The sequence below is a fragment of the Pandoraea sp. LA3 genome (assembly GCF_022696215.1).
Lineage (GTDB): Bacteria > Pseudomonadota > Gammaproteobacteria > Burkholderiales > Burkholderiaceae > Pandoraea > Pandoraea capi.
Genome location: NZ_PTPY01000035.1, coordinates 389,812 through 404,087, shown reverse-complemented (window position 1 = coordinate 404,087; position 14,276 = coordinate 389,812). Strand labels below are relative to the sequence as shown.

Annotated in this window: 12 protein-coding genes; 6 read left to right on the top strand and 6 right to left on the bottom strand. The window is 65.2% G+C overall.

The genetic code is table 11. The features are described from left to right. Positions 1–81 precede the first annotated feature (81 nt). Positions 82–915 carry an AraC family transcriptional regulator gene (locus C5N93_RS17175; protein ID WP_242560237.1) on the top strand — a complete coding sequence of 278 codons (834 nt, stop codon included), beginning with the start codon at positions 82–84 and terminating at the stop codon, positions 913–915. Here C5N93_RS17175 and mnmH read toward each other — a convergent pair. Genes mnmH through C5N93_RS17155 form a run of 4 tightly spaced genes read right to left on the bottom strand, consistent with a single transcriptional unit; the run spans position 851 to position 4,784 of the window. Next, positions 851–1,954 carry a tRNA 2-selenouridine(34) synthase MnmH gene (gene mnmH, locus C5N93_RS17170; protein WP_242560236.1) on the bottom strand — a complete coding sequence of 368 codons (1,104 nt, stop codon included), beginning with the start codon at positions 1,952–1,954 and terminating at the stop codon, positions 851–853. The genes C5N93_RS17175 and mnmH overlap by 65 nt on opposite strands. After that, positions 1,951–2,655: a hypothetical protein gene (locus C5N93_RS17165; protein ID WP_242560235.1), complete on the bottom strand. Its 705-nt coding sequence runs from the start codon at positions 2,653–2,655 to the stop codon at positions 1,951–1,953. The genes mnmH and C5N93_RS17165 overlap by 4 nt, the downstream gene beginning before the upstream one ends. A gap of 24 nt (positions 2,656–2,679) precedes the next feature. Further along, positions 2,680–4,182, bottom strand: coding sequence for a glycosyltransferase (locus tag C5N93_RS17160; protein WP_242560234.1), 1,503 nt, complete (start codon positions 4,180–4,182; stop codon positions 2,680–2,682). A gap of 20 nt (positions 4,183–4,202) precedes the next feature. Beyond that, positions 4,203–4,784, bottom strand: coding sequence for a cytochrome b (locus C5N93_RS17155; protein ID WP_150723010.1), 582 nt, complete (start codon positions 4,782–4,784; stop codon positions 4,203–4,205). 339 nt (positions 4,785–5,123) lie between these two features. Between C5N93_RS17155 and C5N93_RS17150 the strand changes: the two genes are divergently transcribed. After that, positions 5,124–5,948: an isocitrate lyase/phosphoenolpyruvate mutase family protein gene (locus C5N93_RS17150; RefSeq protein WP_242560232.1), complete on the top strand. Its 825-nt coding sequence runs from the start codon at positions 5,124–5,126 to the stop codon at positions 5,946–5,948. Between the two features lie 141 nt (positions 5,949–6,089). Beyond that, on the top strand, positions 6,090–6,899 hold the full coding sequence (locus tag C5N93_RS17145) for a class II aldolase/adducin family protein (RefSeq protein ID WP_242560231.1): 810 nt from the start codon (positions 6,090–6,092) through the stop codon (positions 6,897–6,899). On the opposite strand, the gene C5N93_RS17140 is transcribed toward C5N93_RS17145, so the two are convergent. Together C5N93_RS17140 and C5N93_RS17135 are read right to left on the bottom strand one after the other, a co-directional pair. Further along, the gene (locus C5N93_RS17140) at positions 6,900–7,829 is read right to left on the bottom strand and encodes a LysR substrate-binding domain-containing protein (RefSeq protein WP_242560230.1); all 930 of its coding nucleotides are present in this window, start codon (positions 7,827–7,829) and stop codon (positions 6,900–6,902) included. Between the two features lie 151 nt (positions 7,830–7,980). Continuing rightward, positions 7,981–9,369 (bottom strand): MFS transporter, encoded by a 1,389-nt coding sequence (locus C5N93_RS17135; protein ID WP_150722924.1) that lies wholly within the window; start codon positions 9,367–9,369, stop codon positions 7,981–7,983. A gap of 556 nt (positions 9,370–9,925) precedes the next feature. Between C5N93_RS17135 and C5N93_RS28465 the strand changes: the two genes are divergently transcribed. The 3 genes from C5N93_RS28465 (at position 9,926) to C5N93_RS17120 (ending at position 14,256) form a co-directional block, all read left to right on the top strand. Continuing rightward, entirely contained in the window at positions 9,926–11,734 is a 1,809-nt protein-coding gene (locus C5N93_RS28465) for a CPBP family glutamic-type intramembrane protease (protein WP_242560229.1), read from the top strand. A gap of 113 nt (positions 11,735–11,847) precedes the next feature. Beyond that, the gene (locus C5N93_RS17125; protein ID WP_150722922.1) at positions 11,848–12,519 is read left to right on the top strand and encodes a DUF1345 domain-containing protein; all 672 of its coding nucleotides are present in this window, start codon (positions 11,848–11,850) and stop codon (positions 12,517–12,519) included. A 273-nt stretch (positions 12,520–12,792) separates the two neighbouring features. Beyond that, complete coding sequence (locus tag C5N93_RS17120; RefSeq protein ID WP_277990337.1) at positions 12,793–14,256, top strand: cytochrome ubiquinol oxidase subunit I; 1,464 nt, start codon at positions 12,793–12,795, stop codon at positions 14,254–14,256. Positions 14,257–14,276 lie beyond the last annotated feature (20 nt).

Sequence of the window (14,276 nt, the reverse complement as noted above, 5' to 3'; positions counted from 1 at the left end):
GTCCGCCAGCGAAGACCCGTCGCGGGAAAATCGCAAAATCGGCAAAGTGCCGGTCGTTACATTGGCGTCCAAGGAGCGCAAATGAAACCCGAGACCCGTCTTCGCTACGCCCAACGCATGGAGCCTGTGCTGCGCTGGCTGGCCAGTCATCCGGAGAGTCCCCCGGATCTGTACCACCTCGCCGAACTGGCCTGCCTGTCGCCGTATCACTTCCATCGTGTCTACCGCGCATTGCTCGGCGAGACGGTGAACGGCACGGTGCAGCGCATTCGCATGCATCGTGCGGCGATCGCGCTGGCGGACTCGGAGGATTCGATGCGTGTTGTGGCGTCGCGCGCCGGCTATACGTCGGACGCCGCGTTCAACCGGGCCTTCGGCGCGTTCTTCGGCATGCCGCCGGGACGCTATCGGGACACCCGCTCCGAAACCATCGATCCTCAGGAGCCCAACATGTACCCGATCTCAGTCGAATCGTTTCCCGCCACGACCCTTGCCGCGCTGCGACACAGCGGCGACTATCAGGCCATCGGCCCGGTCTTCGTCCGCGTTTTCATGCTGGCCGCCGCGCACGGTCTGGCGCGACCGGACACCACCGGCTTCGGCGTCTATTTCGACGATCCGGAACAGGTGCCGACCGAACAGTTGCGCTCGCTCGCCGGCGTGTCGGTCGCAAGCGATGCCGACATCGGCGGCGATCTGGAAAGGTTCGAGATTCCGGCCGGACGATGTGCCGTGCTGACGTACACCGGCCCGTACAACGAGATGAGCAAGCCGTATCAGTGGCTCTTTTCGGAGTGGCTGCCGAACAGCGGGCTGGAACCAGCCAACTTCCCGATGTTCGAGCAGTACCTCAACGACCCGCGTTCGACCCCGGCGGCACAGCTTCAGACGAAGATATGTCTGCCGGTGAAATAACGGCGAGCAGGGCCTGTGCCTGCGGGCGCAGGTCTGGCGCTCCGGGATGAAACGCGAACGGCATCGCCTGCGTCAGCCCTTTGAGCAGCTTGCGCGAGCTACGCGTGTAAGCCGGGTCGTAGTGCCGCGTGATGAGCGCTTCAGAGAGTTCGCGTTGCTGCCCCTGATCGAGCATCGCCAGCCACTGGTCGACGACCGCCCTGCCATGCAACGGAACGAGCCGCAGCAACTGCGCGCGAAAGGCTTCCGGTTGCGCGAGCAGATGACCGTACTCCTGCGTGAGCAATGCCACACGCTCGTCGATGGCGACGCTGACCTCAACGCAGCGCATGGTGCCGCGCATCGCGCTCATCAGCGACTCGGGCAGCGTCACGAGGCCGATGCGACGACTCTCCGCTTCCACGAACACCGGACGCGCCGGATCGAGCGCACGCAGCGCACCCATCAACCGCGTGTCGAAAGCCTTTTGCGACGGCTGCGGCGCGTCGGGCATCGCCCCGAGCAGCGACCCGCGATGCACGGCGAGGCCTTCGAGATCGAGCGTCTGCGCCCCGGCGTCGGCCAGCGCGTGCAGCAGACGTGTCTTGCCGCTGCCGGTGTGTCCGGCGAGGACCACGTAGTCGAGCGTCGGCGGCAATGCCGCGAGCGAGGCCACGACATCGCTGCGGTAAGTCTTGTAGCCGCCTTCGAGCTGACGCGCCCGCCAGCCGATCATGTTCATCATCAGCGTCATCGACGCCGAGCGCATGCCCCCGCGCCAGCAATACACGAGCGGACGCCAGTTGCGCGGCCGGTCAGCAAACACCGTATCGAGATGATGCGCAATGTTGCGCGCGACCATGGCCGCGCCTTCACGCGAAGCGTCGAACGGCGAGACCTGCTTGTACATCGTGCCGACGACAATGCGTTCTTCGTTGCTGAGCACCGGGGCGTTGATGGCGCCGGGGATGTGATCGTCGGCGAATTCGAGCGGCGTACGAACGTCAATGATTTCGTCGAAGTCGCCAACGCTGGCGAGCGGCACGCGCAGATGATTCATCGTGCCTGCTTTGCCGAAGGTACGGCGGTTTGTTTGCTCGATGGCTCGGCGGCTTGTTCGGCGGCTTGTGCGGCCAACGGCCCGCAGTGGCTGCCATACGGCGTGCGGGAGGTGGGCTGGCTGCGCGCATCGTCGGCGAGACCGGCCCGCACCCTGGCGGCACGGTCGATGACGCGCGTCGCGGCTTCCGCGTCACCCGCCCCGCCTAGCGCCAGCGCGTAGTCGTCGAGCAACTCGGCGTAGGCGAACGGCACCTTGCGCGCCGCCTCCAGACGGTCGAGCGTACCGAGTGCACGACCGAAGTATTTGACCGAGACGTCGAACTGACGCTGCACCAATGCCAGCCGCGCCAGTTCGACGAGCGCCGGGTAGCGATAGCGCGCCGTCAGGATGTCGAGATCGTAGGCCTGACTCAACTCGCGCTCGGCTTCGGCGTAATAGCAGGTCACGCCGAGCGCCCGCCCGTAGTCGAAATGCACCGCCGCGCGTTGCGACGCCGGCCAGCCGGACTGGTCCGCGACCAGCACCGCCTGCCCGAAGGCGCGTCGCGCAGTATCCCAGTCGCCACGCACTTCGGCAGCGCCGCCCTGCGCGGCGTAGTCAGGGCCTGCCGGCTTCGGCGCCGGTGAAGTGCACCCTACGGCACCCAGAACGGCGCCAAGCGCACACACCATCGCCAACCACGTCAAGGATCGAATCATCGGGGAGAGAAAACTGCCGGGAAATCACCTGTCGCGGGGCACCTCCGCCCCGCGCTCGCCCGACAGGATACCGCGTCGCACCTGAACTCCCCAACGCTGACGTCCCGTGAGGAAGTGGCCCCAGCCCATCGCCGCCCCCGTGTGACGCATCAACTGGAACGAAAACGGCTCCAGCACGGCAGCCACGAAGGCCAGCCCGAGGCTCGTGCCGGTGCTGTGCCCGGTCCAGCGGCGATAGGCATGCACCGACCACAGATGAAAGCCAAGATCGATGACGATCTTGCCGAGAATGATCCCGGAGACCGGCAGCACGACCCCGTAATGCCCTTCGCAGACGAACGTCACCAGCAGCGCGAAGGCCGTCAGCCCGTAGATCGGCTGAAGCGTGTCGAACGCCTTGACCGGCAGCATCCAGCGACCGAGGTTGCCGTAGCGGCCGTTGCCGACCATGTCGCGATACCAGTATTGCGTCTGGAGGAAGCCCGCGAACCAGCGACGACGCTGACGCAGGAAGCTCGTCAGAGTGCCCGGGGCATCGGTAATCGCCTGTGCACCGCCCACGACACGCACTTCCCAATGCAGCGCATGCGCCACCGAGTAGCGGCGCAGACGATGGATCAGTTCGTAATCCTCGACCAGACAGGCCGGATCGAAGCCGCCCACGGCCAGCACCGCTTCGCGCCGGAAGCACGCGAACGCGCCGGAGATCAGCAACAGGCCGTCGGCGCGCATCCACGCAAAGCGCGAGATGAAGTTGCGGATGTACTCGTACGTCTGGAAGAACTGCAACACGCGCGCGCTCATGGTGTCGCCGCACACCGGCGTGAGCACCCCCGTGGCCGCCACGAGACGCGGGCGACGGGCAAACGCATCGTGCATGGCCGCACATGCGCCGGCGTCGAGCAGCGTATCGGCGTCGACCGTCATGACGATGTCGGTGTCCATACCGACGAGCGCGGCATTGAGCGCTTTCGCCTTGCCGCCGTGCGGCACGCGCAGCCAGCGCAGGTTCGGATAACGCGTGCTCGGTGCACTCAACCCGCCCACACCCGGATCGACGAGACCATAGTCGCCCGTGAGCAAGGCGACGGTGCCGTCGTGCGAACCGTCGTCGGCAATCACGATGGCGTCGGGGACATGGCGGCCCGCCATGAGCGCGCGCAACGTCACCGGCAGCGCCGCCGCTTCGTTGTGCGCCGCCACGACCACGCCGAGGGTGAGGCGCACCGCGGCCGCATCGGCAGCGTTGCCCCAGGTCTCGTCCGGGTCCGGGCGCATCAGGCGCCACGCCTGCCAGAAGACGAAGGCCAGCAGCACGGTGTCGTAGACGACATACGCCACGCCCGTGCCCCACGCGAACACGCCCTTGAGGAAGAACGCCTGCGCAAACAACAGGCACCACAGCACGGCAACGCCGGTGTGCACGAGCCAGCTCGCGAGCGGCGTCGGCGGCAGGGTGAAGCGCGGCGAGTGTTGTTCGCGCAACGCTTCCAGTCGGGAAACGCCCGTCTCGATAGTCGGTGTCATGTTTAGGCTCTGCTCCGTGCTCACGGCAGCATCCGGCCGATCACCGGGTGACGGTCGATCCATTGATGCTTGAGCGCACCGCCGATGTGCAGCGCCAGCAACGCATAGAGGGTGTAGGCGCAATACGTATGAACGTCGCCCAGCACGCCGTGCCAGTAGTCCTTGCTCGCGTCGCTCATGGCCATCAGGAAACCCATGCGCGGGAACGGTACCGAGCCGAACAGCACCAGCGGGTGCGTCGATGCGGCCACCCATGCCGAGTCATGTGCCCAGCCCGAGAGCGGCATCGCGAAGATCAGCACGTACAGCAGCCAATGCACCAGATGCGCTGCGGCACGCTCCCACGAAGCGAAAACGTGCGACAGCTCGGGCGGACGATGCGTAACGCGCCACAGAATGCGCAGAATCGCGAGACCGAGCACCGTGATACCGATGGACTTGTGCAGATCGATCCAGAAACGCACGTCGATCTTTTCGAGCGTGGCGTCGGACAGCAAGGCAATCGTCTGACCGATCGCGACGTTGCCGAGCATCAGCAGCGCGACCGCCCAATGCAGCAGCATGGCGACACGGGTGTACTTGGGATCTTCGTACAGGGCCACGCGGGGTTTGCCGGCAGACGCCGATGAGACTGAAGGAGGCTGAGAATTCACGTTGGACGTCCTGAAAATACGCTGGAAGATGATGGCATAACGCCGGTTGAAGCGCGCTTATTCCCGCGTTGCCGCAAAAAAGTTGTTACCAGGGATTACCGGCGCGGCACGGGACACCGCGTTCCCCCTTCTGTCGCCACGCTCGACAAAACCGTTCGTCGGTCGCCATTCGCCGGCATGCCTGCACGCGCATGGGGAATCTGCCTTGCGAGCGCGTCGCAAAACCGCGATGATCGGGAAATTCCGCGCGCAGCGCATCGCGAACTGCGCCCCCTCAGGAGACATGCCATGCCACGCAGCATCGCCGAAAAACGCGCCGCGTTTCGAGAGCTTCACCTCGCCGGTTGTTTCGTCATCCCCAATCCGTGGGACGCCGGTAGCGCCAAATACCTCGAACATGCCGGCTTTCAGGCGATCGCCTCCACCAGTTCCGGTTTCGCCTGGTCTACCGGGCACCCCGACAACGGCGTGACGCGCGACGGCGTTCTTGCGCATTTGCGCACCCTCGTCGAGGCCACCGACCTGCCGGTGAACGCCGACTTCGAAAGCGGCTTCGGCAGCACGCCCGACGACGTGGCGCAGAGCGTGAAGCTGGCGGTCGCCACCGGCGTGGCCGGTCTGTCCATCGAGGACTCGACGGGCAACGACAACGAACCGCTCTTCCCGCTCGACGAAGCCGTCGCGCGCATGAGGGCGGCGCGCCGCGCCATCGACGAGACCGGCGGCGATACGCTGCTCGTGGGCCGCGCGGAGAATTTCTTCGCCGGTGTGCCCGATCTCGACGACACGATCAAACGATTGCAAGCTTACGCCGAAGCGGGCGCCGACTGCCTCTACGCGCCGGGCATCCAGTCTGCCGAGCAGATCCGCGCCGTGGTGGCGGCCGTCGCACCGAAGCCCGTCAACGTGCTCGTCGGCGCCACGTCGCCCTTCACCCTGCAAACGCTGGCGAGTCTCGGGGTGCGCCGCGTGAGCGTCGGCGGTGCGCTCGCCCGCTCCGCATGGGGCGGCTTCATGCATGCGGCGCAGGCGCTGGCCGAAGGTCGATTCGACGGCTTCGACGGCGCCGCCAGCGGTGCAACGCTCAATGGTCTGTTCCGCAAGGGGGAATGAACGACCGGGGGCGATGGCAGTGATAGGTCCCTGACCAGTGACTTTTCGTCGATAGACGTTGCCGCACCCGTGCGGGGACAATTCCGGGAAAGCCGATGCCCGCACGGCGGGCACGGCGTCCCCATTCGACGGAGCGCCCCCATGAATTCCCCGCACGACGCCTTTGCCGCCTTTGCGATCCCCACGCCGCTGGGCGCACCGCTGCCCAAGCCGCAAGTATTCGATAACCTGGAAGACGAACGTGCCGACCGGAAACTGCGGCTTGCCGTGGCCTTTCGTATCTTCGCGCGCTTCGGGCTGGCCGAAGGCATCGCCGGGCATATCACCGTGCGCGACCCCGAGTTTCACGACCGTTTCTGGGTCAATCGCTACGCCCAGCACTTCTCGTCGATCCATCCCGACGATCTGATTCTGGTGGACGAAGCCGGCGGCCTGCATCACGGCGACGGTCCGGTCAATGCCGCCGCGATGGCCATCCATGCCGGCATTCACGCCACCCTGCCTCACGTGACGGCCGCCGCCCACACGCACACGACCCACGGCCGCGCCTTCTCCGCACGCAAGCGCCATCTCGCGCCGATCAATCAGGAAGCGTGCCTGTTCTTCGAAGACCACGTGTTGTTCCGTGGCGACGTGCTCGTTCTCGGTGCAGACGAAGGTCGTCGTATTGCCCAGACGATGGGGCATCAGCGTGCCGCCGTGCTGTTGAATCACGGGTTGCTCACCGTCGGCTCGTCCGTCGATGCCGCGGCCTACCGCTTTCTCGCGATGGAGCGATGCGCGCAGGTGCAGTTGCTGGCCGAAGCCGCCGGACCGCTCGAAGTGCTCTCCGACGCCGAAGCCCGCGAGGTCTTCCGTCTGCTCGGATCGGACTATGTGGCGTGGCTCGGCTATCAGGGCCTCTACGAGCAAGTGCTGCGCGAATGCCCTGACCTCCGGTCGGCCCGGTAATCAGGTCCGTTCGCTGACGCGTTCGCCGAGATACCCGTCGACAGCGCGGCGTAACCAGGCGTCGAACTGACGCAACGGTGTCCAGTCGCGACGCTGCGCCGGGTACGAGAAGTAGATGGTCTGGGGATTCGCGAGCGTATGCGCGTGGGCCTGCATCAAGGCGCCACTCGCGAGTTCGCGCTCGATGAGCACACGCGGCAGCAACGCCACGCCGAGTCCGGCGACTGCCGCGTTGATCGCCATGATGAACATGTCGTAACGCTGCGCACCGCGTTGGGGCCGGATCTCCGACGCGTGCGTCGCACCTTGCGACGCGAACCAGTCGTCCCACACGCGCGGGAGATCGCGCGGGCAGATCCACGACTGCCCGGCGACTTCGTCGAGCGTCAATGACGTGCGCCCCGCCAGCAGTCGAGGCGCGGCCACGAGCAAGAGCGAATCGTCGGTGACAAGCGCCGTGCCGGGCATGCCGGGCCATAGCCGCGTGCTGAAGTAGATCGCCGCATCGAATGCGGAATCGTCGAAGAACACGGGCTGATCGCGCCCGAGAATATGCAGACGCACGTCACGCGTGGTGGCATAGAAGTCTTCGAGCCGGGGAATGAGCCACTGCGCGGCGAACGTCACACCGACGGCAATTTCCAGCTCGGATTCACGGCCCTGCTGCACGACGTCGAGCGTGTCGCGGCGAATCTGATCGAGATGCACGCGAATGCGTTTCGCGTATTCGGCGCCAGCGGGCGTAAGCACGAGCCGCTGCCGGACACGCTCGAACAACGCGACCCCCAGGTGCTTTTCCAACTCCCCGACCCGCTTGCAGACGGCGCCGTGTGTGAGCGCGAGTTCTTGCGCGGCTGCCGCGAAATTCTGATGACGGGCACTGGCCTCGAAGGCCTGCAACGCCGAGAGACTGGGGACGCCCAGACGCATGGTGGCTCCTGCGGGAAAACGATGTTGCCCGACAGTCTATGCGATGCGTCTCGCACAAACCAAGGCCCGTCGTGCCTTCGCATCGACGGGCCTGAGATCCTGCATGCGAGCGCCAGCCCGCGACAATCGACGAACGACGCCTACTCCACGCTTATTCCACGTGCGCGACACCACCGGCGAGCACCGGCGCACCCGCCACTTCCTTGGGCAAGGCCCACGACATCCAGTGCGTGCGCAGCGCAACCACCAGCACGAAGGCGAGCGCCGCCAATGCGCCAAACGTGGCGAACCCCATCTGATAGCTGCCCGTCGACTCCTTGGCGATGCCCATGATCACGGGCAGATAGAAGCCGCCGATACCACCGGCTGCACCGATGATGCCCGACATCAGGCCCGTCTTGCCTTGCCAGCGTTGCGGCACGAGTTGGAACGTCGCCCCGTTGCCCAGACCGAAGCACAGGTAGATCAGCACGAGCAGCGCGATACCGGCGCCTTGCGGCGGCATCCATGCCGCGAAGACGAAGTCGATGACCGAGATGGCGGCGAGCAGCAACACGAGCGCGCGCACGCCGGAGATGCGGTCGGCCACCAGACCGCCGATGGGACGCACCAGCGCACCGAGGAACGCGAGCAGCGACATGAACAGACCGGCTTCGAGACGCGGCATGCCGTACAGCGAGATCAGCAGCGTGGTCACATACGACGACATGCCGACGAAGCCGCCGAACGTGATGCTGTAGACCAGCATGATGACCCACGTGTCACGCTCACCGAGCACACCGCGATAGTGACGCGGCAGCACGGCGATGGCGAGCAGTGCACCGAGCACCGGCAGCAGCAGCACGCCCGCCTTGCCTTCGCCGAAAGCGCCCGCATGCACGCACAACACCAGCGCGACGAGCCCGAACACCGTGATGAAGAAGCTCGAGAACGCACGCGGTGCGCTACCCGACTTCACGCCCTGATCCTTGGCCCAGAACACCAGCGCCAGCCCGGCGAGTGCGAGCAGCGGCAGCGCGGCACCGGCGGCGCGCGCCCAGCCGAAGTGTTCGGCCAGTCCCGGGAACATGAAACCGTCGAGCACGGCACCGACGTTACCCGCTGCGGCAAGGCCAAGCACAAGACCCTGCACCTTCGGCGGATAGTTGCTGCCCGCCATCGGCAAGGCCACGGCGAAGCTCGCACCGCCCACGCCGAGGAACACCCCCAGCACGAGCAGCAACGTGTACGACGGCGTGCCCGGCATCAGCAGCAGCACGACCGACGGAATGGCCGACAGTACGAGCCCCATCAATGCGATCTTGCGGCCGTCGTAGGCCTGATAGAGATTGCCCAGCGTGACGCGCAGGATCGCGGCGCCCAGCACCGGCACGGCCACGAGGAAGCCGGTCTGTGCGGGCGTCATCGCAATGTCCTTGCCGATGAACGGGGCCAGCGGTCCGAGCATCACCCAGACGGTGAAACCGGTGTCGAAGTAGAGAAAACACGCAACCAGCGCGCGCCAGTTGCCACTTTTCAACGATTGCGTGAGCGTGCTCATGGATACCCTCGTGTGCGGATGCCAAAAAAAAGCGTCCCGAAGCCGTCGGCCTGTGAACAGACCTGTAGCTTCGGGACGCCGTTGCCCCGAAATCCCCGCGCTTGCGGGGTCATGCATGCGGTGCAGAAAATTCGCTTGTCTTCGCTTACATTACTCAGCCGCCGTTGGCCTTATGCAAGGATTAGCAATTGGCGTGCCAAGTGGGTGTCATGTACGGAACAAAACACGGCAGATGTCCATTTCACGGGGCTTTTGCGGGAGTACGGCGCGCGGGAAATGCCGCGATGAGGGGCAAGCGGCGCGAGCGCTGGCCGCCCTCTCCATGACATCGCAACGGGCACAATGCCGCATCGCGATGCGGCGGCGCACCATTAACGTGCGCCGCACGCCGCATGACGGCAAGCAACAACGCGTCGCGATTTCCGAAGACTTGCTCCAGATGGCGCATCGTTTCCCGATAGCCGGCCCCGCTTCAGTTCAGGCATGCTGGGGTCGTTATGCCCTTCAGACAGACTGCGAGCGCAGTCGACGACAACGATATCCCGGGAAATCTCGCGTGTACCGCATCCTGCTCCAGCTCTCGATGGCCGTGCTCGGCCTTCTGCCCGTCTTTTCCACCGCCGCCCCGCCCAAGGGGACCTCGCTGCTGACGCAAGACGCGCTGTCGCAGCAAGTCGATGACGCGTCGCTCGCCAAGTATCGCGAGATCGTCGCGACGTTCGACGCGGCCGTGCGCGAGCACCCCGCCGATCCGAAACTGGCGCTCGCGCGTTGCCAGTTCATGCAGAACTATTCGTGGTCGGAGGATCTGCGCTGGGCCGGGCAAGCGCAAACGGACTTCTCCGCCTGCCGGCAAACGCTCACCGACAAGTTCGCCAACGTTCCGGAGGTCGCGCTATATCTACTGCAAAGCACGTACGGTAAAGCGCTCATCGAGCAAGGCTCGCCTCTGCTGGCGGCGTCGGCCAAGTGGTCGCCGCAGGACCGCGCCCGTTTGCATGCTGCGCTCGCCAATGCTTACGAGGCGACGCAAGACAAGCGCAACGCAGGCCAGCAAGCGGTGGAAGCCGCCATGCTGGCCCCCGATACCCCGGTGCTGTTGCTGGCCGTTCGCTATCTCGTGTCGAACGGAGAGAAGACGCAAGCGAAGCGTCTGTTGATGGCGGCCCCGGCGCCCAAGGTCCCCTGGCTCGCCAACGCCCGCATCAACACCGCGCATGACGTCTTGCCGGGCACCACGGCGCGCGACCTCCTGCTGCAAATGCAGCAGGCCGGTTTGAAGATCGATCCGTACACCAGCGCACGCGCCTGGCTTCAGGCCGGCGACCCCGCCCACGCACAACGTGCGCTCGCCGATACGCCGCCCAGCGCGTCGGAGTTGACGCAGAACCGCGCGCTACGTCTGTCGGTGGCGCTCGCCGCCGGCGACGGCAAAGCTGCGGCGGCGGCTATCGAATCGTCGCTCGAACACGACAAAGGCAACCGCTGGCCGCTCTCCCAGTCGTACGCCGTGCTGCTGACGATCGACCCGGCGGCGGCCCTGCATCCTGCCTTTGCGGGATTGGCGCTGACGTTGCTCGCCATCGGTCTGTGCATCGCGCTGGTGCCCGGCCTGCTGATGTTTCCGGTGCACTATGTCGGAACCGTGCGCGCCCGCAAAGGCCGTCCGACCCCGGCGATCTTCGACGGCATCGGCCTGCGGCATGCCTGGTATGGACTCGCCGTGTTCTGTCTCGCCAGTTGGGTGATCCCGGTGTTCATGCTCGGACAGGTGGCATCGGCCTATCCGGTCGCGGCGACGGGAGCGGCGCTGTTGCAGCCGAAGCTGGCCATCGCTCACTTCGTCACGCTTGGCGTCGTTTCGCTCGCACTCGCCCATACCGTCTGGAAGTTCGGCTGGCGCCAGTGGCCCGGCTACGGCACGTGGAAGGTTCGCTGGTTCATCTGGCCCGCCATTCTGCTCATGATCGCGGCGTTCAGCGCCTGGATGATGGCAAGGCATGGCGTGCCGGGGGCGGCGGACAAGCCGGTCTGGAATGAAATCATCGTGCTCAGCGCGCGGCAGGCCGGCGGCGCCGGACTCGCTTACCTGCTGATCGCCGTTGCCGTGCCGATCGTCGAAGAGTTCGTTTTCCGGGGCTGTCTGCTCGGCGGCCTGACCCGCCATATGAGTTTCGCGGCGGCCAACGTCTGGCAGGCCGTGATCTTCGCGTCCGTGCACTTCGATGCGAAACACTTCGTGTTCTTCGTCCTGTTCGGCCTCACGACCGGCTGGCTCGCGAAGAAGACACACGGACTGGCCGTACCCATCGCCATTCACGCCATCAACAACGCCATCTTCGTCTCGATGGTCCTGTCACGCTGAAACGCCGAACCTGATGACGCCCCGCTCACAGGCGACACCGTCACGAACCGGGGCATGGCACCGTTGAGGGATAATCGATCCACCCGTTGCCACGCCCCGCCCGGACATCGCTCATGAACGCCAAGCTTTTCCCGCATCTGGTCCGCTTCCACCCGCGGCTGCTCATCGCCATCGTGATTGGCGTCGTTGCAGGCCTGTTCGTGCAGGTCGTCGTCAAGGGAGAGTTCAGCACCGTCACCCGCGTGCTGATCGGCTGGAACGCCGGGGCGTGGTCGTATCTGGCGATGATCTGGTTCATGATGGTCACCGCCCCGAAACGCAGCATCGAGCGCTTCGCCGAGCAGGAGGACCAGAGCGCCGTCATCGTGCTGAGTGTCGTCAGTCTGTCGGCGATCGCCAGCGTGGCCGCCATCGTTCATATTCTCGCGAGCGCGAAGGCCGGGGGTGCATCGCACGCCTCTGAGCATGTTCTGTTTGCTGCCGCCACCCTCATCGCCGGCTGGTTTCTCGTCCCGACGATCTACACGCTGCATTACGCGCGACTGTACTTCACCGATACCGAGTCGCCGTATGCGCTCGCCTGGCCGGACCGGGATTGCGATCCGGACTACTGGGACTTCCTGTACTTCTCGTTCACCATCGCGGTCGCGTCGCAAACCGCCGACATCGCGCTCAAGTCGCGCCGCATGCGACGGGCCGCCCTCGCACAGGCCATCCTTTCGTTCTTCTTCAATCTGGCGGTGCTCGGTCTGTCGATCAACATCGGCGCCGGATTGCTCAGTTGAGCCGTGCGACGCACCAACGCGAGGGCCGACGCTGCGTCGTCACGTTTGACGACATGTGACATGACGCCGCACCACCCACAGACATAAATCCCAATAAAAACATACAAATAGCGAAGATTCGGTCGATGGCAGATCCCGCGTCAATGCGCCACATGTGACGACTTGTCACGCGTGCTGCGACGCAGCAACGCCTAATATGCATGCAAACAAGTGGTGAAATCATAAGATTATCACCATACAAGACAGGGTTTAATTGCATACATAGAGCGCAACATGACTGCCGTTCCGGATGCCCTCGACCTCGCACGCCTGCAATTCGCGTTCACGGTCTCGTTTCACATCATTTTCCCCGCCGTCTCCATCGGTCTGGCGAGTTTCATCGCCGTACTCGAAGGGCTCTGGCTCAAGACACGTCAGCAGCACTATCTCGATCTGTGCCGCTTCTGGTCGAAGGCGTTCGCCGTGTGCTTCGGCATGGGCGTGGTCTCCGGCGTGGTGATGGCCTATCAGTTCGGCACGAACTGGTCGGGCTTCTCCAGCTTCGCCGGCGCGGTCACGGGACCGCTGCTCACTTATGAAGTGATGACCGCGTTCTTCCTCGAAGCCGGGTTCCTCGGCATCATGCTGTTCGGCTGGCATCGCGTGAGTCCGCGCGCACACTTCGCCGCCACGCTCTGCGTGGCCATCGGCACGCTGATCTCGACGTTCTGGATTCTCGCGTCGAACAGCTGGATGCAGACGCCGCAGGGATACGAGATCGTCGACGGACGCGTGGTCGTACTGTCGTGGTGGGACGTGATCTTCAACCCCTCTTTCCCGTATCGACTCGCGCATATGAGCATTGCCGCGTTCGTGGTGGCTGCGCTCGTCGTGGCGGGCACCGGCGCGTGGCACCTGCTGCGCGGGCGTCGCGACCCGGCCGTCAAGACGATGTTCTCGATGGCGATGTGGCTGCTGCTCATCTTCGCGCCGCTGCAAGCTTTCGTCGGCGATCTGCACGGACTCAATACCCGAGAGCATCAACCGGCGAAGATCGCCGCCATCGAAGGCCTCTGGGAGACAAAGACCGGCGGCACGCCGCTCAACCTGTTCGGCTGGCCCGACATGAAGGCCGAGACCACGCGTTACGCGATCGAAGTGCCGCATCTGGGCAGCCTGATCCTCACGCATAGCTGGGACGGCGAGATTCGCGGCCTGAAGGAATTCCCGAAAGACGAGCGCCCCAACGTGCCGCTGGTGTTCTGGAGCTTCCGCATCATGGTCGGTCTGGGTCTGGCAATGATCGGCGCGGCGCTCACGGCGCTGTGGCTGCGCCGTCGCGGCACGCTCTACGCCTCGCGCAACTTCGCCCGCGTGATGCTGCTGCTCTCGCCGACCGGCTTCATTGCGCTGCTCGCCGGATGGGTCACGACCGAAGCGGGACGTCAGCCCTGGGTCGTGTACGGCGTGATGCGCACGGCGAACGCCATGTCGCCGGTGAGCGCCCAGCAGGTACAGGTGTCGCTGCTGGTGCTCGTGCTCGCCTACTTCCTCGTGTTCGGCACGGGCGTGTATTACCTGCTGAAAATTCTGCGCAGCGGGCCGGTCGGGGCTGACGTGACGCCGCCCCCGAACCGCGCGCCGGGCACCCCGGCAGGCGCATCGCATACCGATGACGTCCACCACGGGCCGCAGGCGATTCCGGCCATGTCGGGGCTGTCAGGACGCATCGACACCGACAGCGCGCACGCGACCTGATCGTCGTCGGTCGCAACGAC

Excerpts from the sequence above, each read along its gene's own strand:
- C5N93_RS17145 (WP_242560231.1), top strand. The coding sequence starts at position 6,090 with ATGAATTCCCCGCACGACGCCTTTGCCGCCTTTGCGATCCCCACGCCG.
- C5N93_RS17135 (WP_150722924.1), bottom strand. The coding sequence starts at position 9,369 with ATGAGCACGCTCACGCAATCGTTGAAAAGTGGCAACTGGCGCGCGCTG.
- C5N93_RS17150 (WP_242560232.1), top strand. The coding sequence starts at position 5,124 with ATGCCACGCAGCATCGCCGAAAAACGCGCCGCGTTTCGAGAGCTTCAC.
- C5N93_RS17140 (WP_242560230.1), bottom strand. The coding sequence starts at position 7,829 with ATGCGTCTGGGCGTCCCCAGTCTCTCGGCGTTGCAGGCCTTCGAGGCC.
- C5N93_RS17125 (WP_150722922.1), top strand. The coding sequence starts at position 11,848 with ATGAACGCCAAGCTTTTCCCGCATCTGGTCCGCTTCCACCCGCGGCTG.
- mnmH (WP_242560236.1), bottom strand. The coding sequence starts at position 1,954 with ATGAATCATCTGCGCGTGCCGCTCGCCAGCGTTGGCGACTTCGACGAA.
- C5N93_RS17175 (WP_242560237.1), top strand. The coding sequence starts at position 82 with ATGAAACCCGAGACCCGTCTTCGCTACGCCCAACGCATGGAGCCTGTG.
- C5N93_RS17120 (WP_277990337.1), top strand. The coding sequence starts at position 12,793 with ATGACTGCCGTTCCGGATGCCCTCGACCTCGCACGCCTGCAATTCGCG.
- C5N93_RS17165 (WP_242560235.1), bottom strand. The coding sequence starts at position 2,655 with ATGATTCGATCCTTGACGTGGTTGGCGATGGTGTGTGCGCTTGGCGCC.
- C5N93_RS17160 (WP_242560234.1), bottom strand. The coding sequence starts at position 4,182 with ATGACACCGACTATCGAGACGGGCGTTTCCCGACTGGAAGCGTTGCGC.